Origin of the sequence: Peterkaempfera griseoplana (genome assembly GCF_001418575.1) — a bacterium.
GTDB lineage: Bacteria > Actinomycetota > Actinomycetes > Streptomycetales > Streptomycetaceae > Peterkaempfera > Peterkaempfera griseoplana.
The window spans coordinates 1-20,587 of record NZ_LIQR01000250.1; the positions used below are offsets into that span (position 1 = coordinate 1).

The 20,587-nt window shown below is 70.8% G+C and carries 10 protein-coding genes; all 10 read left to right on the plus strand.

All coding sequences use genetic code 11. The features are described 5' to 3' along the window. Positions 1 to 27 precede the first annotated feature (27 nt). Positions 28 to 663 carry a TetR/AcrR family transcriptional regulator gene (locus AOK09_RS19035; RefSeq protein WP_055588417.1) on the plus strand — a complete coding sequence of 212 codons (636 nt, stop codon included), beginning with the start codon at positions 28 to 30 and terminating at the stop codon, positions 661 to 663. A gap of 822 nt (positions 664 to 1,485) precedes the next feature. Beyond that, positions 1,486 to 1,884 (plus strand): nuclear transport factor 2 family protein, encoded by a 399-nt coding sequence (locus tag AOK09_RS19040; RefSeq protein ID WP_063796004.1) that lies wholly within the window; start codon positions 1,486 to 1,488, stop codon positions 1,882 to 1,884. Between the two features lie 139 nt (positions 1,885 to 2,023). Continuing rightward, positions 2,024 to 2,338, plus strand: a complete 315-nt coding sequence (locus tag AOK09_RS19045) for a TetR family transcriptional regulator C-terminal domain-containing protein (RefSeq protein WP_055588411.1) — start codon at positions 2,024 to 2,026, stop codon at positions 2,336 to 2,338. A gap of 194 nt (positions 2,339 to 2,532) precedes the next feature. Further along, positions 2,533 to 2,652, plus strand: coding sequence for a GMC oxidoreductase (locus AOK09_RS37955; RefSeq protein ID WP_175609319.1), 120 nt, complete (start codon positions 2,533 to 2,535; stop codon positions 2,650 to 2,652). A 289-nt stretch (positions 2,653 to 2,941) separates the two neighbouring features. Next, on the plus strand, positions 2,942 to 3,634 hold the full coding sequence (locus AOK09_RS19050) for a hemerythrin domain-containing protein (protein ID WP_245687363.1): 693 nt from the start codon (positions 2,942 to 2,944) through the stop codon (positions 3,632 to 3,634). Beyond that, positions 3,631 to 4,608, plus strand: coding sequence for a hypothetical protein (locus AOK09_RS19055; RefSeq protein WP_055588413.1), 978 nt, complete (start codon positions 3,631 to 3,633; stop codon positions 4,606 to 4,608). Before AOK09_RS19050 ends, AOK09_RS19055 begins: the two co-directional genes overlap by 4 nt. A gap of 389 nt (positions 4,609 to 4,997) precedes the next feature. Next, positions 4,998 to 5,762: a pirin family protein gene (locus AOK09_RS19060; RefSeq protein ID WP_055588414.1), complete on the plus strand. Its 765-nt coding sequence runs from the start codon at positions 4,998 to 5,000 to the stop codon at positions 5,760 to 5,762. Positions 5,763 to 6,865: 1,103 nt separating this feature from the next. Beyond that, positions 6,866 to 7,078: an MbtH family protein gene (locus tag AOK09_RS19065; protein WP_055588415.1), complete on the plus strand. Its 213-nt coding sequence runs from the start codon at positions 6,866 to 6,868 to the stop codon at positions 7,076 to 7,078. A gap of 197 nt (positions 7,079 to 7,275) precedes the next feature. After that, on the plus strand, positions 7,276 to 8,784 hold the full coding sequence (locus AOK09_RS19070; RefSeq protein ID WP_079063217.1) for an MFS transporter: 1,509 nt from the start codon (positions 7,276 to 7,278) through the stop codon (positions 8,782 to 8,784). 287 nt (positions 8,785 to 9,071) lie between these two features. Continuing rightward, positions 9,072 to 20,587: non-ribosomal peptide synthetase (locus tag AOK09_RS19075; protein ID WP_157875953.1), on the plus strand; the 11,516-nt coding region annotated here is incomplete at its 3' end.

Genomic DNA, 20,587 nt, shown 5'->3' on the forward strand with positions numbered 1-20,587 from the left:
GCCTGGATCACCCGGTACGGTCGGCACATGCCCCCAGCCCCGGACCCGTCGCCCGACCCCCGCCCACGCCGCGTCCGTGACCCTGAGCTGCACCGCCGGGCCATCCTCGAAGCCGCGGCCCAGGCCTTCGCCGAGCGTGGCTACAGCCGCGCCACGCTGCGCGACATCGCCCGGCGCGCCGGGGTCACCCACGGACTGGTGCTGCGGCACTTCGGCAGCAAGGAGAACCTTTTCCTCGCCGCGGTTCCGGGGACGCGCGATGTCGACAAGCTGGCCGAGGACTCCACCGAGCCTCTGCCCACGCGGATCGCCCGTGAATTCGTGCGCCGCCTGGAGGGGCCTCACAGCAACGACACCTTCGTCACACTGGTGCGCAGCGCCACGGACGACGAGCATGCCGCCGCCGGGCTGTATGCGGCGATGGAGGAGCGGACCAACGAGACGTATCGCCGGTTGCTGGGTGGGCACGCCCTGGAGCACCGTGTGCCGTTCCTTGCGGCACTGCTGGTCGGGGTCACCTTCAGCCGGTACGTCATCCGTGCCGGAGCCTTGGCAGGGATGAGCGCGGAACGCTTCACGGAGGACCTCGCCGGATCCATCGACGCGCTGCTGCGTGTGGACGCGCGAGCGCCGTCGCCCGACCCCTCCGCCGAGCAGGCATAACCGGACTTCGGGGCGGGCGCCTACTGGGTTCGGCCGTGGACGGTCGCCCCCGCACACGAGCTTCGCCGGGGCTCACACCTCCCGGGGATCCCTTTCCGCATCAACTACCGCTGCTCTCCCCGACCGCCGTCAACACCACAGCCTCGCCACCGGGGCAACCCCAGACACCCAGCCTCTCGATGCGGCCTTCAAGGGGGAACAGGCTCCTGGGAATCGCCCGAGGGAGCACGAGCCGAGTCCGACAGGCTTCGGCCTGGGTGCAGACCGGTACGACGTGATTCCCCTCCCCCGCGGCCAGGTCAGCCTGGTCGTCGGTGACGCGGAGGGCCGCAACGCGCCCAGTGCCGCAATCATGGGACAGCTCCGCAGCAACAAGGCGTGGAACGTCGAGACATCTCACTCATCGCACTGGTGCTTGCATTCCTCCGGACGATAGGCCGGGGGTCGCCATCGATCCGCTGCACTGACCACCTCCCGCAACCTGGTCAAGGCCGTGCCCGTCCGGCGTTCGCGGCGCCGGCATCGAGTCGGAAGGGCCTCGCAGGGCCACACCAGGCTCGCGGATCGCCCTTCGAGGGCGGGGGCCGGGTCGGCACGGTCGGGCAACCTCCGCAACGGCGCGGCATGTGCGACGGCTTCCTAGTTTTTGACTCCTCAGTCCATATCTGTTCTACTGGATACATCGCAGGACATCGCCCCAGATCCCGGGCGAGCCCGCTTCGCATCCGAAGGCCCCAAGGGCCCGCGCGAACCCGGCAGCCTCTGCGCCAACTCCTCGCCCTGGAATGACATTCCAGGTCTCCGTTTCGGAAGGTCATGATCATGGCAACACGTGAGGTTGTGGAGAAGTTCTTCGGCCTGCTGGCCGCCGGGGACCCGGACGCGGTCGCCGGGATGTTCGCGGACCACATCGACTGGTACGTGCCCGGCTCGCCGTCGCTGCCCTGGACGGGGCAGCGCACCACTGCGGGCGAGGTGGCCGACTACTTCCGAACCCTGGTGGCGAACATCGTCCCGGAGCAGAACGTCGACGAAGTAGAGGCTCTTCTTGTCGACGGCGACCACGCCGTCATGCTGGGACGGTTCACCCGCGTCGCCAGGAGCACGGGCCGCACCTACGAAACGCCCATCGCCATGCATTTCCAGGTGGCAGGCGACAAGATCGTCAAGATGTACCTCTACGAGGACACCCTCAAGGTGTCCGAGGCCTACAGCGGCTGACGGACGGGCCCCAGGACAGGTCCGCGATCGAAGCCGCCCCGGGCCGCCTCCGCCCTGCACACCAGAACCGCCCGATCTGCGCCGAAGCGCGGGGCCATTCCCAGACCTTGCGGCCCGCCGCGACTCCACGACTTCCGTGGTGCACCGCCACCTCGACGACACCCGACGCCGCGGCTGCTTCGTGGTCAACAGCGCCTCCAAGCTCCACGGACAGGACGCCGAGGTCGCAGCCCTGGCCCGGGCGACGTACCAGCGCGTCGAAGACCTCCTGACCGCCTGCGTGAAGGACGCCCAACGAGAGGGCGACGTGGACCCGAACGCCGACCCTCACCAACTGGGCCGTCTCCTGCTGGCAGCTCTGCAGGGCGTCGAGTTCCTCGCGAAGACCCACATGGACGGCTCGGCCCTGCTGCAGATCGGCCGCGTCGCACTGAGCCGGCTCCCCAGACCCTGACCCAGACGGGGCAGGCCCGCCTGGGTTGGTGCCGGCACCCACAAACCTTCCGCTCCTGACACCTCCGGGTCTCCTCGCGTCCGGCCGCATCGCGCGCACGGCGATCCAGAGTTCCGCGGCGGAGTCTGCAGCGACGGTGCTGCGGCCCGTCGGTTCGCCGATGCGGTGGAGCCGGTACAGGACCGTGTTTCGGCGTGGCCGACCTGCGGGTCGTGGACGCTTCCGTCTTCCCGGCTGTCCCCGGAGGGAACACCAATGCCCCCACCATCATGGTCGCCGAGATGGCGGCCGATCACATCAAGGCTGCCAACTGATCGTTCGGCGGGACCAGTTGTCCTTCCGGACCCTCGCGACCCAAAGCCGCTGGGAAGTGGGTGGCACCGAGAGACCCACGCCGCGGCCTGGGCCGGCCGCACGGACACGGCCCGTGGCGCGGCCCCGCAATTGACGGTCAGCCGGGAGTCACCCGTATGACGGGTTACGTCTGCGGGTTCCGGCAGAAGCACCCACACACCACTACCCAGTGGCGTTCGCGTGCGAACCGGGTGCCCTCTCCTGCGCACTCGATCAAGGTAAGAACATCTGATGAACAGGTTGCACTTCATGACCACAGCTTCCTTTGAGCCGACGGCGGTCACTGAGACCCGGCTCGTCCACGAGATCCATCGCCGGGCCACCGCCCTGCTCGCGGAGGCCGCCGCCCGGCCCGCGGTACCGCTCGACGCGCTGGCGCAGCTGCGGGACTTCCTTGTGGCGAACCTGAGCCATCACCACGAGACCGAGGACGAGCACCTGTGGCCGCGGATCGTCGCAGCAGCGCCGGCCACGGCACTCGCCCTCGAGGCGCTGAGCGAGCAGCACAGGGAGCTCGACGCGACCCTCGATCTGCTGGCCGCCGTCGCCATGAGCGACGGCAACGCCGACGACCCAGCCGTCGGGGCCGCCGACCGGCGTGCCGGCAGCCCAGAAGGCGACGTCCGCGCCGCCCTGCACGATGCGGCCGTTGCGGTGCGCGACACGGTGCTCTCCCACCTGGCCCACGAAGAGCCGATCCTCTTCCCCGCGCTCCGCAACCATGTCAGCCCTGCGGAGTGGGAGGACTTCTCGCAGCGGGTGATCGGGACCACCCCGCCCGTGGCGGGACACCTGATGGTCGGATTCCTCGACGAGGTGGGTACGCCCGAGGAGGTGGCCCTGGTGCTCGCGGGTCTGCCGGAGCCGGCACACCCGCTCCTCCCCGCCATGCGCCGTCATGCGGCGGAGGACCTGAGGATCCTCCGCGGGATCAGCTCATGATCTCCGACCCCGTCAGGTGGCCGGACGCAGCGGAGGCCGTGATCAGGGGCGACCTCACTGTTGCGGTCGCCTATGTCACCCCGGCCGGCGGCGCCGTGGCCACCAGCGTCTCACCGGTAGGCCTCGGAGACCGCGAGGCCGGCACCTCCGGCTTCACCACCTCGCTCGGCTTCCCCAAGAAACTGGAGCGCATCCTGCGGGACCCGCACGTGTCGCTGGCCTACCACACACGCGAGCACGGCTTCGCAGCAAGCAGCTCATACGTGCTCGCGCAGGGCGCCGCATCGGTCGACCTGCGTCCGTCACCGGAACGCCTGGCGGAGCTGATGCGGGCCTCCGAGCCGTTCCTCGGAGAGACCAGGCGCGGACCGGTATGGGACTGGCTGCTGCGCGAGTACCACCAGGAGCGCGTCTTCGTCGACGTCCAGGTCGAACGCGTCGCCGTCTGGCCCGACCTGACGGCACGCGGCGCGATGACGATCACAGGTGCCGCCTGGCCGGACATGCCGACCGAGCAGAAACCGCCAAGGAACGGTACGGGCCCGCGCGTCGACGTCGCCGCGCTCGCGAGGCAGATCGCCGGACTGCCGCACCGGCTGCTGGCCTACCGGGGCGCGGATGGCTTCCCCGTCATCGTCCCGGTGACGGTCACCGGGCATGACGACGCGGGGCTGCGCCTCGACGTGCCGCCCGGGCTGCTGCCGCCGGGCGGCCGACGAGCGGGGTTCCTGGCCCACGCCTTCCGACCGCAGTGCGTGGGGCTGAGCATGCGGACCCTCACCGGCTGGCTGACCGTCACCGACGAGGGCGCCCGCTACGCGCCCCACACCTCCAAGGGTTTGGCCGCACCGCCGTACAGGACTCTCCTGACCGTCTCGAACGGCCTGCTGGCCAAGTACGGGCTGTGGCGTGCCCGTCGCGACGGCACGGCCGCCCGCCTGCAGAGCCTCACCGTCCGCGCCCCGGCGGACTGACCAAGGGGATCCCGGACGACCGGAGGCCGCAGCGTTGTCGGGCCGCAGACCTGTGACGCTGCGCCTCACGCAACTGCCCGCCCGAAGGCGGAGGGCCGACGCCCGCCCCAGTTCTTGACCGGTCAGTCCGAAACCCCTATATTGGACCGCGCGGGCAAGAATTCGGGCTTCCGGATTCGGTTGCCGTCCGTGGACGCCCCCCAGGCCAGCGGGAGCTCGGCCTCAGCGGCCCAGGAATGGTCGGCGTCGCCGATGCTGCTTGCGACGGGACGCAGGGGCTCACCAGGGACCGCCGACGCCCGCCCCGGGGCGCAGTCCGGGGCCGGCGCAGTCATCGGAAAGTTCGCGGCGGGATGCCGTCGGGCAAGGAAGATCTGACAGGAATATTCATGGCTTCTCACACCGTCATCCGGAGATCCAGCGATCGCAACCACGCGAACATCGGCTGGCTCGATTCCCGGAACTCCTTCTCCTTCGGCGTCAGCGATGACCTGCAGAACTCCCACTTCGGCCTGCTGCTGGTGTCCAACGAGGACGTCATCAAGCCGGGAACAGGGTTCGACACCCATCCTCACCGAGACATGGAGATCATCACCTGGGTCCTGGAAGGAGCCCTCGTGCATCAGGACTCCACAGGACACAACGGGATCATCTATCCGGGGCTGGCGCAGCGGATGAGTTCCGGAACCGGAATCCTGCACAGCGAACGAAACGATTCCTGGACACTCACCGGAGAGCCGGAGCACCGCAATCCTGTTCACTTCATCCAAATGTGGGTGATCCCGGACGAAGCCGGAGTCACGCCGGGTTACGAACAACTGGACATCAACGACCAGCTGAAGCAGGGAGGATGGACCGTCCTGGCATCCGGGATGCCCAAGCACAGCAACCTGCGAGCCATCGGTATACGTCAGAAGCACGCATCCCTGCACATCGGCCGTCTCCGCCCTGCGGAGGTGTTCCAGATTCCGACCGCGCCCTTCGTCCACCTCTTCGCGACCCGTGGCACGCTCGAACTGGAGGGCGCGGGCGGCGTCCTGTCGCAAGGCGATGCGGCTCGCGTCGTGAGCGCCGAGGGCCAGCGGGTCACCGCAGGTCCGGACGGCGCTGAAGTCCTCGTGTGGGAGATGAACGCGACCATCTCGATGCGTTGAACTTCCCGGTGACGAGCGACCATCCACAGTCATCGGTGGACCATGCGCCACCTCCCGGCTTTCATCCCTGCACCGGGGACTCGATCAGCGGACGGTTTTCGAACATCTCGCGGTGGATGCCTGCAATATGCCTCCAGGACGGGCGGTCCTCCCCCGTACACGACATGGGAGCAGAGAACACAGGGAACCCCTGCTCCCGCGCACCGGTCAGAAGATGGCTTTTCTGTTTCGGAGAAAAGGTCGTTGACGAACGATTCCTCTACGAGCCCGCGCCTCGCTCCCTTGGCCCGCACAGCGCCGACATGTGCGGCGGTCCAGGTCGGGGATGCGCAGGAGGCATGAGCCCCGGTGATGCCGAATCCCGGTCGCTTTCGCTCGCGCGGTGCGATGTGGCCGGTCGATGACCTGGCCTGGAGGCCGTTCGCGCAGCCGGGCAGGTGCGGTGTCGCGCCCGCGGGCTCGGCGCCGGACCGCGTTGCGTGCGCTGCCCCGCCGGCGCCGCTGCGCCCACCACTCTCCCGACGCCACTTCCGCCACGCGTGCCGCACGAGAGCGCCGGCTGTACGCCCTGCGGCCGCGGCCGCTGGTGACCCATGGGGGTCCGGCGGAATGCGGTGCCGTCGCCGGCTGGGACGACATCGACCTCTTCGTCGGCCGATCCGGGGCACGCCGCATCCTTTGGCCGGGTGAACTGGCCGCACCTCCCGTGCGTGTCGCGGCGCAGGGCGACGCGAGCGTCCGCCACCCGTCGAGCACTGCCTCCCCGCCACACGCGCTGTCCGGACGGCGAGCAATCCGTGCACCAGAGGCGAAGCCATGCTAATGCCCCCCGATGCCCACGCGGTGCGAAAGGAGACATAGAGGAGATATCCGATCCGCCAGGCGGTTTTGTTGGGCGCCGTTAACCATGAGTTTGAAGATCAAACTCTTGCAATTAGTGATCATGCGCGAATATCGAACTCGCTGCACCGCAGTGCGGTTGGAGGGGGTTCGGCGTCGCTTGTTCGCGTCGAAGTCGAGCCTTCCGTACGCCTCGAAGAGGCAGGCGGTTCGTGCGGACCCGGAAGGCGGTCCGCCTCAAGACCGGAAAACAAGGACGCATCATGACGAACCCGTTCGAGGACCAGGACGCCCAGTACCTGGTGCTGGTCAACCACGAGAAGCAGTACTCGCTGTGGCCGACCTTCGTCGAGGTCCCCGAGGGCTGGCAGACGGAGTTCGGGGCGGCTCCCCGGCAGGAGTGTGTGGAATACATCGAGAAGACCTGGACCGACATGCGGCCCAAGAGCCTGGTCGACGCCATGGGCGGCAACTGAGCCCTCGGGTGGGGCAGCCACCGGGGATCACCGACGGCCGGCCGCAGGGTGGGCCCTGCCGGGGAGGGGTCCACCCCAGGCGACATCAACGATGCCACCGGCCCCGGACTGCCCGCCCTGGGTTCGGCCGCGCCCGCCTGCACTGCGCCGCTCCGCCGTCCCCAACACGCCCGGGGCCCGAGACCAGTGACTCGTCCATGAACTTTTCCCAGCGAGACTCTCGCCCGCGACTTTCACCACAGTTCCCAGCAGTCTGGGCGGCGGTGAGTGTCTCCACCATCGGTGACGGCATGCGGCTGGTCACCCTCCCCCTGCTCACCCTCGGCCTCACCGACGACGCGCGGCAGGTCGCTGCGGTGGCGTTCGCAGGTCAGCTTCCCTGGCTTCTCGTCGGTCTGCTCTCCGGGGTGCTCGCGGACCGCTTCGACCGCCGCCGCATCCTGTGCCTCGTCGACGCCACACGCGCGGTCGTCATGGCCGCACTCGTCGCCGCCACGATGGTCCACGCCCTGTCCATCCCGCTGCTCGCGGGGGTGGGCTTCCTCCTGGGTTGCGGCCAGACCCTCTACAACGGCGCCTGGTCGGGCCTCGTACCCTCGATCGTGCCCCGCGACAAGCTCGCCATGGCCAACGCACGGCTGCAGGTCGGCGCACTGCTCGCAGGCAGCATGCTGGGCGCTCCGGTCGGCGCGGGGCTCTTCAAGATCGAGCCCTGGCTTCCGCTCGCCGTCGACGCGCTGTCCTTCGTGTTCTCCTCGACGGTGATCCTGACGGTGCGCGGCACCGGGCGGACACGGCCGGAAAGCGACACCCCCGTACGGCGGTCGCTGCGCCGCGAGGCCCTGGAAGGCCTTGGTTGGCTGTGGCGGGACACCCTGCTTCGCCGGCTGTGCGTGGTGGCGTCCGCGCTCAACCTCGTCATGGTGGGCCTGCTGTCCATTCTGGTGCTGTATGCCAGGCAGGCGCTCGGGCTGGGCAGTTCGGGTTACGCACTGCTGGTGTCGGCGTTCGCGGTGGGTGGTCTCGCGGGAGTCCCGATGGTCCGCCTCCTGGACGCCCGTGTCGGCTCCCTGCGTACGCTGCGGCTCGGTGCGCTCGCCACGTGTCTTCTCTGTGGCTGCCTGGGTTCGGCCGGGTCCGGCCCGCTGGCCGTCGCCTCCATCACAGGGGCCGGGGCAGCGAACCTCGTCTGGAACGTGACGTTGGTGTCGCTCCGTCAGACTCGGGTGCCGAACGAGCTGTTGGGCCGGGTCACCATGGTGAGCCAGATGGCCACGGTGAGCGCGGGCGCGCTCGGCCCCCCGCTGGTGGGCCTCGTCTACGACGGAGTCGGTCCCCGGGCGCCGTTCGCCGCCGGGACAGCCGTGCTGCTCATTGCGTGTGTCTTTCTGTGGCGCGGCGGTACCGACGCCCCGCCGCAGCCCGCCACAGCCGCCGGGAGTCCGACGGCCCACGGGACCGCCGACACCCAGGCGGTGGTCACGCACACCGCCGCGGCGGCGGCGGACGGTTCGGTGACCGCCGCGCACCCTGCGGCAACCGCCGTGCATACCCCGGAGGCCACCGTGAACACCCTGGGCACGCCCACGGACGCCCCGTCCTCGGCCGCACAGATCCCGGCTCGCGAGACCGCCGACGACTCCGCGACGACCGGGGGCCCGGGTCCGGCGGGGCTCCGCCGAAGAAGACCGACGGTCACCGATTGACGCCACAGGTACGTGCGGATGCCGCACCCCAGCAGTCCGCTCCCCTTCGGGGCAAGGACGAGTGGGAGTCCGGCGACAGCGCCGGAGAGATGTCACCCACGACCTGACTCCGCACCGGACTCCGCCGGCGGACACCCGGCGCCGGCGGCCAGTCCCGACAGAGCAAGACCGATGCACGCAACGGACTCCTGAGCACGTCGTGCGCCGCCGGCAGGTCACCGCGGCGTCAGCGCGGTCGCCGCACGCGACGCGTTCCCACAGCTCCTGCTCGACACCAAGGTGAGGCAATGCCCGAGTACGCAGGTAACCAGAGAAGGCTGATGGCTGGGCAGCAGGGCGTGTGGAACGCCCAGCAGCTCGATCCCGGGAGCGGCGCATTCAACATCGCCGAGTACCTGGAGATCCACGGCCGGCTGGACACCGCGCTCTTCGAGTCGGCGTTGCGGCGCGCGGTCGCCGAGGCGGACGGCTACCACCTGCGGTTCGAGCCGCAGGAGGACGGCGAGGTGCTGCAGCGGGTGGTGCGGGACGAGGGCTGGATCCTGCGGCACGTCGACGTGAGTACCGAGGCCGATCCGCGCGCCGCCGCGGAGGCCTGGATGCAGCAGGACCTCGGCATGCCCTTCGATCTCGTCGGGCAGGCCCTGTTCACTCAGGTGCTGTTCAAGGCCGGGGACGACCGCTACTTCTGGTATCAGCGCGTCCACCACCTGATCGGCGACGGCTACAGCGGCTCCCTCGTCGTCGCCCGCTGCGCCCGGATCTACACCGCCCTGAGGCAGGGCCTCTCTCCCGATCAGGATGCCTTCCCTTCGCTCTCCCTGCTGCTGGACGAGGAGGCGGAGTACCGCAGCTCGGCGGAGTTCGAGGCCGACCGGGACTTCTGGCGCGACACCTTCGCGGACGTCCCGGACCTGCCCGAATCCAGCGGCACCTTCGCGTCCGGCACCCTCGGCGCCTCCGTCCGCGCCTCGGCCGACGTCGGATCCGCTGACACGTCCGCCCTCCGGGCGGCGGCGCGGCGCCTGCGGACCAGCTTCTCGGCCCTGCTCGTCGCGGCGGCCGCCGTGTGCGTGAGCCGGACCGCCGGCACCGACGATGTCGTTCTCGGCATCCCCGTGCTCGGCCGCCGCGGAAGCCTGCAGATGCGCACCCCCGGCATGATGGCGAACATCCTTCCCGTCCGCTTCCGGGTGCGCCCCGGGGACACGCTCGGCGAGTTCGTACGCCATGTCACGCAGGCCCTGCGCGGAGCGCTCAAGCACCAGCGCTACCGCTACGAGGACATCGTCCGCGACCTTCGGATGACCGGTCGCAGCTCGCTCTTCCGGGCCGTGGCGAACGTGATGCTGTTCGACTACGACGTCACCTTCGACGATCTGACCGTCACCGCCCACGCCCTCTCCGTCGGCAACGTCCACGACCTGTCGATCGCCGTCCACGAGCGGTCCTTCGGGTCCGGCCTGCACATCGCCGTCGACGCTGCCTCCGCGGCATCCGGCGTCGAGGCGGGACGGCGTACGGCCGAGCACTTCGGCAACGCACTGACCTGGCTGATGAACGCCGCCGACGACGACTTCGTCGGGCAGTGGGACGTCCTCGGCGCCGACGAGCGCGCACACGCACTGGAGGACTGGGCGGGTACGGCCGGCGCAGCGCCCTCCGGCACGCTCGTGGACCTCTTCGAGGCTGAGGCCACCCGTTCCCCGCACGCCACGGCCCTCGTGTGCGGCGGAAGCACACTCACCCTCGGCGAGCTGAACGAGAGCGCCAACCGGCTGGCACGGCTGCTGGTCGCGCGCGGAGCCGGACCGGAGCACCTGGTGGCGCTCGCACTGCCGCGCTCCGCCGACATGGTGGTGTCGATGCTCGCGGTGCTCAAGAGCGGCGCCGCCTATCTCCCGGTCGACCCCGCGTACCCGGCGGAGCGCATCGCGTTCATGCTGGCCGACGCCGGCCCGATGGCGGTGCTGGCGTCCCAGGAGTCACGCGCCGCGGTCGAAGGCGCCGTCACCGCCCCACTGCTCATGGCCGACGATCCCGCGCTGCGCGCCGAGGCGGCCGCCCTGCGCGCCGACGACCTGACGGACGGCGACCGCCTCGCGGCGCTCACGCCGTCCCACCCGGCGTACGTCATCTACACCTCCGGCTCCACCGGCACGCCCAAGGGCGTGGTGCTGCAGCACTCGGGTGTGGTCAACCTGCTGACGGCCATCACCCGCCAGTACCCGTACGAGGCGGGCGCGCCGGCGCTCGCCAAGAGCTCGCTGAGCTTCGTCGACGGCTCCACGGAGCTCCTCGGCTCCCTGCTGCACGGCGACCCGGTGGTCCTGGCGGACCCGCAGCAGGCACGTGACCCGCGCGCGATGGCCGAACTCATGGTCGAGCACGGCGTCGGCCGGATCACGGTCGTGCCGAGCCTGCTGACTGCCCTGCTGGACGCGGACGTGCCGGGCATCGCCGCGTGCCGCCACTGGGTGACGACCGGCGAGAGCATCCCCACCCATCTGGTCGAGCGCTTCTCCCGCACTCTGCCCGACGCCCGGCTGGTCAACCTCTACGGTGCCTCGGAGACGACCGGCGACGTCCTGTACGCCGAGTGCGGTCCGCGGAACGCCCCTCTCGGCCGCCCGCTCGCCAACTCCCGTGTGTACGTGCTCGACAGCGCACTGCGGCCCGTGCCGGCGGGCACCACCGGCGAGCTGTACGTCAGCGGCCCGCAGCTCGCCCGCGGCTACCTCAACCGGCCGGGCCTGTCCGCCGAGCGCTTCGTGGCCGATCCCCACGGCGCCCCCGGCACCCGTATGTACCGCACGGGCGACCTGGCCCGCTGGAATCCCGCCGGACAGCTGGAGTTCCTCGGCCGCGCCGACACCCAGGTCAAGATCCGCGGCTTCCGCGTGGAGCCGGGCGAGGTCGAGTCCGCCATGGCCGCCCACCCCGACACCGCCCAGGCCGCCGTCGTCGTCCGCGAGGACGCCACCGGCAGCCGCCACCTGGTCGGATACGTCGCCCCCGCAGCCGGGCGGCACACCGACCCGCAGTCCCTGCGCCGGCACCTGGCGGCCACGCTGCCGGACCACCTGGTGCCGTCCGCGCTGGTCGTGCTGGACGCCCTCCCGCTCACCCCGAGCGGCAAGGTGGACCGCAAGGCCCTGCCCGCACCGGAGCGCGACCTCACCGACGCCTACCGCGCCCCCGCCACACCGCGCGAGGAGACCCTCTGCGCCCTCTTCGCGGAGGTCCTCGGCGTCGCCCGGGTAGGCGTCGACGACAGCTTCTTCGAACTGGGCGGGCACTCGCTGCTCGCCGCGAAGCTGGCGAGCAGGGTGCGTGCCGCCCTGGGCACCGAACTCCCGCTGCGCACCCTGTTCGACGCCCCGACGGTCGCGGCGCTGGCACTGCGGCTCGACACCGGGACCGACCGGGCGCGGCCAGCCCTGACGGCCCGGCGGCGCCCCGGCACCGTTCCCCTGTCCTTCGCCCAGCGGCGCCTGTGGCTGCTGCGTGAACTCGAAGGGCCCAGCGCCACCTACAACCTGCCCTTCACCGTGCACCTCACCGGCGACCTCGACACCGAGGCGCTTGCCGCGGCCCTGCTGGACACCGCCGACCGGCACGAGGCACTGCGCACGGTGTTCCCCGCCGTCGACGGCGAGCCGCACCAGCGGGTCCTGCACCTTGCGGAGACCGGACCACTGCTGACCGTGCGCGACGCGTCCGGACTCGACGGAGCCGCCCTCGACGCGGCGCTCGCCGAAGCCGCCGCGCACGTCTTCGATCTCGGTGCCGAAGCTCCCCTTCGGGCGACCGTGTTCACCGTCGCCCCCCGCGAGCACGTGCTCCTCCTGGTGGTGCACCACATCGCCGCCGACGGCTGGTCCCTCGCCCCGCTCGCCGCCGACGTGTCGCGGGCCTACGCGGCCCGCCAGCACGGCGAGGCGCCCGCGTGGCAACCGTTGCCCGTGCAGTACGCGGACTACACGCTCTGGCAGCGTGAGCTCCTGAGCGAGGACGGCGGCCCCGAAAGCCTGCTGAACGAGCAGCTCGCCCACTGGCGCACCGCCCTCGCCGGCATGCCCGAGGAGCTGGCGCTGCCGACCGACCGGCCCCGGCCTGCGGTCGCGTCGTACCGCGGCGACAGCGTCCGGCTGGAGGTGCCGGCCGAACTGCACCAGCGGCTGAGCCGGCTGGCCCGCCGCGAGAACGTGACCGTCTTCATGGTCCTGCAGGCCGCCCTCGCCGTGAGCCTCTCCCGGCTCGGCGCCGGCGACGACATCCCGATCGGCACCCCGGTCGCCGGCCGCGCCGACGCGGCACTGGACGACATGGTCGGCTTCTTCCTCAACACCCTGGTCCTGCGGACCGACCTGTCCGGCGCGCCCCGCTTCACCGAGGTGCTCGCCCGCGTGCGGCAGAACGGACTCGCCGCGTTCGACCACCAGGACATCCCCTTCGAGCGGCTGGTCGAGGACCTCGCCCCCGCCCGCGTCCGGGCGCTGCACCCGCTGTTCCAGGTGATGCTGGTCCTGCAGAACAACGCACGGCCCGTCCTCGATCTGCCCGGACTGACGGCGACGGCCGGCGCGGCCGGGGAACTGGGCGCCAAGTACGACCTGTACCTCTCCCTGACCGAGACGTCCGGGGAGGACGGCGAACCAGCCGGTCTGCGCGGCGAGCTCACCTTCGCCGTCGACCTGTTCGACCGTACGACCGCCGAGACGCTCACGGAGCGGTTCAGCCGTGTCCTCGCCGCTGTGGTCTCCGACCCGCACCGCCCGGTCACCGCCGTCGACGTGCTCGACGAGACCGAGCGCACCCGGCTGATCGAGCACTGGTCGGGAGCCGCAGCCTCGGCCGAGGTCCCCGACGCCCCGGTGCACGAACTCTTCGAGGCCCGAGCCGCGGCCGCACCCACGGACGTGGCCCTGGTCTTCGCCGGCACCCCGGTCTCGTACGCCGAACTGAACTCACGGGCCAACCGGTTGGCGCGACTGCTGCTCGCACACGGGGCGGGCCCCGAGAAGCTGGTCGCCCTCGCGGTACCGCGCTCCGTCGACATGGTGGCCGCCCTGCTCGCCGTGCTGAAGACCGGCGCCGCCTGTCTCCCGCTCGACCCGCAGTACCCGGCAGAGCGGATCGCCTACATGCTCGGCGACGCCCGGCCGGCACTGACGATCAGCGCGGGCGGCGTGCGTCTCCCTGAGGTGTCCGGTACGGCAGGGGCGGTCGGCACGCTGGTGCTCGATGCGCCCGACACCGTCGCGCGCCTCGCCGAACTGGCGGATTGCGACCTGTCCGGGAACGAGCACGCCACGCGAACGTCCGGGCAGAACGCCGCCCTCGTCGTCTACACGTCGGGCTCCACCGGCCGGCCCAAGGGCGCGCTGCTGACGCACTCGGGTGTCGTCAACCTGGTCTCCGGCATCGCCGGGGCCTTCCCGTTCGAGGCGGGCGCCCCCGCCCTGGCGAAGAGCTCACTGAGCTTCATCGACGGGTCCACGGAACTCCTCGGCTCCCTGCTGCACGGCGACCCGGTCGTCCTGGCCGACGAGGAGCAGGCACGCGACCCGCACGCCCTGGCCCGCATGATCGGACAGCACGGCATCGGACGGATCACCGTCGTGCCCAGCCTGCTGGCGGCCCTGCTGGACTCCGGAGCGGCGGGCCTGGAGTCATGCGGTCTGTGGGTCACCACCGGCGAGGCCATTCCGCGGCATCTCGTCGAGCGGTTCGCCCGCGAGATGCCGCACGCCCGGCTCGTCAACTACTACGGCGCGTCGGAGACCACCGGCGACGTGCTGCACGGAGTCTGCGGCCAGTCCACCAGCCCCCTCGGTCGCCCGTTCCCCAACTCCCGTGCGTATGTGCTCGACACAGCCCTGCGACCCGTGCCGGTGGGCGTCGCCGGTGAGCTGTACGTCGCGGGTGAGGGTCTGGCCCGCGGTTATCTGAACCGCCCGGGTCTGTCGGCGGAGCGGTTCGTGGCGGACCCGTTCGGTCCGGCCGGCTCGCGGATGTACCGCACCGGCGACCTGGCCCGCTGGAACGCCCAGGGCGCCCTGGAACACCTCGGCCGCACGGACACCCAGGTGAAGCTCCGCGGCTTCCGCGTCGAACTCGGCGAGGTGGAGTCCGTACTCGCTGCACACGCCTCGGTGGCACAGGTGTCCGCCATGGTGCGGGAGGACGTACCGGGCGACCGGCGTCTCGTCGCCTACGTGGTGCCGGTCGACGGCGGCGCGGACATGGACGCGAGCCGACTCGCCGCCGACGTGCGCGCCCACTCGGTCTCCGTCCTGCCGGAGTACATGGTCCCGTCCGCGGTGGTGGCCCTGGACACGCTGCCGCTCACCCCCAGCGGCAAGGTCGACCGCGGAGCCCTTCCCGCACCGGAGCGTACGTCGACCGGCTCGAACCGCAGGCCCGCCGACGAACGGGAGGCGCAGCTGTGCGTCCTGTTCGCCGAGGTGCTCGGTGTCCCGGAGGTCGGCCCTGACGACAACTTCTTCGAACTCGGCGGCCACTCGCTGCTGGCGACCCGGCTGCTGAGCCGTGTACGTGCCGTGCTGGGCGCCGAGATCCCCCTGCGTGCGCTCTTCAACGCCCCCTCTCCGGCCGGTGTCGCGGCCCTGTCGGCGGACGGCGGACGCACGGTACGCCGGGCTTTGGCGGCAGGTGAGCGGCCGGAGCTGCTGCCGCTGTCCTTCGCGCAGCGCCGCCTGTGGTTCCTGGGCGAGCTGGAAGGCCCCAACGCCACCTACAACCTCCCATTCGCCATGCGGCTGCGCGGCGACCTCGACAGTGCGGCGCTGGAGCAGGCCTTCCGCGACGTGCTCGTTCGCCACGAGGTGCTGCGCACCGTGGTGACGACGGTTGCTGGCGTTCCTCAGCAGCGGATCACCGAGGCGGAGGCTGTCTCCTTCACGCTGGGTACCTCTGAGGTCGCCGAAGACGACATCGCGCAGTCTGTCGAGAAGCTGGCGCGCCGCCCGTTCGATCTCGCGGCGGATCTGCCGCTGCGGGCGGATCTGCTGACCGTGGGGCCGGACGACCACGTCCTCGTGGTCGTGGTGCACCACATCGCCGCGGACGGCTGGTCACTCGCTCCGCTGACGGCCGACGTGTCGCGTGCGTACGCGGCCCGTACGGCGGGCGGTGTTCCGGTGTGGGAGCCACTGCCGGTGCAGTACGCGGACTACGCCCTGTGGCAGCAGGATCTGCTCGGCGGCGAGGAGGACCCGGGCAGCCTGCTCAACGCGCAGCTGGCTTACTGGCGCAAGGCCCTCTCCGGTCTCCCGGAGGAACTGGCCTTGCCGACCGACCACCCGCGCCCGGCGATCGCCACCCACCACGGTGCTCAGGTCGGACTGCGACTGGACGCCGGACTGCACAAGCAGCTGACAGCCTTGGCCCGGCAGCGGGGCGCCACCCTCCACATGGTGTTGCAGGCCGCACTCGCCGTCACCCTCTCGCGGCTCGGTGCCGGTGACGACATCGCCATCGGCACACCGATCGCCGGACGCACCGACCACGCGCTCAGCGACCTGGTCGGCTTCTTCGTCAACACCCTCGTCATGCGCACCGACCTCAGCGGCAACCCCACCTTCACCGACCTCCTCACCCGAGTGCGAAACACCGCCCTGGACGCCCACGAACACCAAGACGTCCCCTTCGAACGCCTCGTCGAAGACCTCGCCCCAGCACGCTCCATGGCACGCCACCCCCTCTTCCAGGTCATGCTCACCCTCCAGAACACCGCCCCAGCCGTCCTCGACCTCCCCGGTTTGAACATCGAACTGGCAGGAACGGGCGAGGGTCCGGCCAGGTTCGACCTCGCCATCGACCTGACCGAGGCCTTCGACGCAGACGGTGCCGCGGCCGGTATGAGCGGCACGCTGACCTACGCCACCGACCTCTTCGAGGAGACGACCGCCGCGGCGCTGAGCGCGCGTCTCGTGCGGGTACTGCAGACGGTCGCCGCCGACCCGGCCATACCCGTGCACCACGTCGACGTCATGGACCCCGCCGAACGGCAGCTGGTGCTGGTCGACTGGAACGACACCGCACACGAAGTGCCCGCCGGCACGGTGGTGGACCTCTTCGAAGCCCAGGTCACTCGCACCCCCCACGCCATCGCCGTGATCGACGCCGACGGCTCCGAGATCTCGTACGCCGAACTCAACCGGCGGGTGAACCGTCTGGCGCGGCTGCTGGCCGAGTACGGCGCCGGACCCGAGGACCGTGTCGGCGTACTCATGCCCCGCTCGACCGGGATGGTCGTCGCCCTGCTCGCCGTCCTGAAGAGCGGCGCCGCCTACGTGCCGCTCGACCCGCAGTACCCGACAGAACGCATCGCCTACATGCTCGACGACGCCCGGCCGAGGGTCCTCCTGACCACCACCGGGCTCGCCGGGCGGGTCCAGGAACAGGGGCAGGGCTTCGGGGTGGCCGTCGTGGACGACGAGCGCGTCGTGGACCGCTTGTCGGCTCTGGACCCCGGCGATCTCGACGATGCACACCGGACGTCGCCGCTGACCTCCGGTCATCCGGCGTATGTGATCTACACGTCCGGCTCGACCGGCCGGCCGAAGGGGGTGGTGATCCCCCACCGAGCGCTGGTCAACTACGTCGCACGTGCCTTCGTGGCGTACCCGTCGCTGGCAGAGGACACGTTGGTCCACGCCTCCGTGTCGTTCGACGCCGGTGTCACCTCCCTGTACGGCGCACTCGCCTGCGGCGGATGCCTGTACCTGGCGCCGGAGGACACCCGTCTGCCCGCCGCGCCACCGGACAAGCGGGTGGCGTTCCTCAAGGCCACGCCGAGTCACCTCGCCTTCCTCGAGGCGGCGAGCGAGGACGCGAACGTGCCTGCGCGCCAGCTCATGCTGGGCGGCGAGTCCCTGCACGCGCCCATGCTCGAGCAACTGCGCCGCCGGCACCCGCAGCTGGCCCTGGTGAACCACTATGGTCCTACCGAGGCGACGGTCGGCGCGGTGGACCACCACGTCGCTCCGGGCGAGACCCTGGAACACGGTCCCGTCCCCATCGGCCGGCCGATGTGGAACATGCAGGCCTATGTGCTCGACGTGGGCCTCAAGCCCTGCCCGCCCGGCGTCCCCGGCGAGCTCTACCTGGCCGGCGCCCAGCTGGCCCGCGGATACCTCGGCCGCCCGGGCCTGAGCGCCGAACGGTTCGTCGCCAACCCCTACGGCAACCCTGGCGCGCGCATGTACCGCACCGGCGACCTCGCTCGCTGGAACACCCACGGCCTCCTCGAACACCTCGGCCGCACCGACGACCAGGTCAAGATCCGCGGCTTCCGCATCGAACTCGGCGAGGTCCAGAACGCGCTCACCGGTCACGCGGCGGTCGAGCAGGCGATGGTCCTGGTCCGTGAGGACCGGACCGGCGACAAGCGTCTGGTCGCCTACGTCACCGTCGCAGCGGGCACCGACAACCAGGATCTGACACGGCTCTCGGCCGGCATCCGGGCCCACACCGTCGCCGTTCTGCCGGACTACATGGTGCCGTCGGCGGTCGTGGTCATGGACGCGTTCCCGTTGACGGTGAACGGCAAGCTGGACCGGCGGGCGCTGCCCGAGCCGGACCTGGCGGTGACGGCCGGGACGGGCCGCAGGCCCGCGACCGAACGCGAGGAAGCCCTGTGCGGTCTGTTCGCCGACGTCCTGGGCATCCCCGAGGTCGGCGTCGACGACAACTTCTTCGAACTCGGCGGACACTCCCTCCTCGCCGTCACCCTCATCGCGCGCATCCGCACCGGCATGGGCATCGAACTGCCGGTCAAGGCACTGTTCACCTCCCCCACAGTCTCCGCGCTGGCCGGCGAACTCACCGGCCCTGCCGTGGCCATCCCGCCGAACCTCATCCCTGAGGGGGCGCAGGAGATCACCCCGGAGATGCTGCCCCTGGTCGAACTCAGCGCCGACGACGTCCAGCGGATCGTCGACCGCGTACCCGGCGGAGCCGCCAACATCGCCGACATCTACCCCCTGGCACCCCTCCAGGAAGGCATCCTCTTCCACCACCTGCTCGAAGCAGGCCGACAGGACGTCTACGTCCAGCCGACCGTTCTGCGCTTCGACTCCCAAGAAAGGCTGCAGACCTTCACCAAGGCCCTGCAGAACGTCGTGGACCGGCACGACATCCTGCGCACCGCGATCATCTGGCAGGACCTCCCCGAACCCCTCCAGGTCGTCCTCCGCCAAGCACCCATACCAGTCAGCCGTGTGGTTCTGCGCCCGCACAGCGGAATGGATGCGGCTGAGCAGCTGCTGGAGGCCTGCCCGGCGGTGATGGACATCGGCCGTGCCCCGCTGATCCGGATGTACACCGCGCAGGAGCAGAGCACCGGGGTCTGGCACGCGCTGCTCCAGGTGCACCACCTCGTCCTGGACCGCACCAGCTTCGGCATCCTCATGGGCGAGATCCGGGCGTTCCTGGCCGGGCGGGAGGAGACGCTGCCCAGGCCGCTGCCGTTCCGCGACTTCGCCGCCCAGGCGCGGCTCGGCGTTCCGGCCGAGGAGCACCAGCGGTACTTCGGCCGTCTGCTGGGTGACGTCACCGAGCCGACCGCACCGTACGACCTGACCGACGTACGCGGCGACGGCACCGGCATCAACGAGCACAAGCTCACCCTGGAAGCCGACCTCGCCGAACGCGTCCGCGCCCGCTCCCGCGACGCGGGCGTAAGCCCCGCCACCGTCTTCCACCTCGCCTGGGCGCGCATCCTCAGCGTCCTGACAGGACGTTCCGACGTCGTCTTCGGCACGGTGCTCTTCGGCCGGATGAACGCCGGCACCGGCGCGGACCGCGTACCCGGCCTGTTCATGAACACACTGCCCGTACGGGCCCGACTGGAACACGCCACCGTCAGCGGAGCACTCCGCTCCATGCACCGCGACCTCGCCGAACTGCTCGCACACGAGCACGCACCCCTGTCCGTGGCGCAGCAGGCAAGCGGACTGAACGGCGCACCCCTGTTCACCACCCTCCTCAACTACCGCTACACCCAGGAGACCGGGAACAGCGGTGAGGTCGCGGCCGAGGTGCTTCCGGGCGTGGAGAGCGTCCACAACCAGGAGCGGACCAACTACCCGCTGGCTGTCCACGTCGACGACACCTTCGACGGGTTCCGTCTCACGGTCCAGACCGTGCCCGCCGTCGACGCCGCGCTCCTCGCCGGGCGGCTGACGACGGTGGTCGAGGGCATGGTCGACTCCCTGGAGACTGCGGCGGACGCCCCGCTGCACAAGCTCACGGCACTCGACCCGGCCGAACGGCAGCAAGTCCTGACCGGCTGGAACGACACCACACACCAGGTGCCCGCCAGCACGATCGTCGACCTCTTCGAAGCCCAGGTCACCCGCACCCCCGACGCCATCGCCGTAATCGACCCCGAAGGCGCCGAGATCTCGTACGCCGAACTCAACCGGCGGGTGAACCGTCTGGCGCGACTGCTCGCCGAGTACGGCGCCGGACCCGAGGACCGCGTGGGCGTGCTCATGCCCCGCTCGGCCGGGATGGTCGAAGCCCTGCTCGCCGTCCTCAAAAGCGGCGCCGCCTACGTGCCGCTCGACCCCGAGCTGCCGGCGGAACGCATCGCCTACATGCTCGACGACGCCCGCCCCACGATCCTTCTCACCAGCAGGGACATCAAGGCCCCGAAGTCCGCCGCCGGGACGCGGACGATCACGGTGGACGCCGAAGCGACCATGGCACGACTGACCGAACTCTCCCCCGACAACCCAGCCGCCGAGACCCGACCGGCGCCCTCCCACCC

Coding starts and splice junctions, on each gene's coding strand:
- AOK09_RS19035 (WP_055588417.1), top strand. CDS start 28: ATGCCCCCAGCCCCGGACCCGTCGCCCGACCCCCGCCCACGCCGCGTC.
- AOK09_RS19070 (WP_079063217.1), top strand. CDS start 7,276: ATGAACTTTTCCCAGCGAGACTCTCGCCCGCGACTTTCACCACAGTTC.
- AOK09_RS19055 (WP_055588413.1), top strand. CDS start 3,631: ATGATCTCCGACCCCGTCAGGTGGCCGGACGCAGCGGAGGCCGTGATC.
- AOK09_RS19040 (WP_063796004.1), top strand. CDS start 1,486: ATGGCAACACGTGAGGTTGTGGAGAAGTTCTTCGGCCTGCTGGCCGCC.
- AOK09_RS19065 (WP_055588415.1), top strand. CDS start 6,866: ATGACGAACCCGTTCGAGGACCAGGACGCCCAGTACCTGGTGCTGGTC.
- AOK09_RS19060 (WP_055588414.1), top strand. CDS start 4,998: ATGGCTTCTCACACCGTCATCCGGAGATCCAGCGATCGCAACCACGCG.
- AOK09_RS19050 (WP_245687363.1), top strand. CDS start 2,942: ATGACCACAGCTTCCTTTGAGCCGACGGCGGTCACTGAGACCCGGCTC.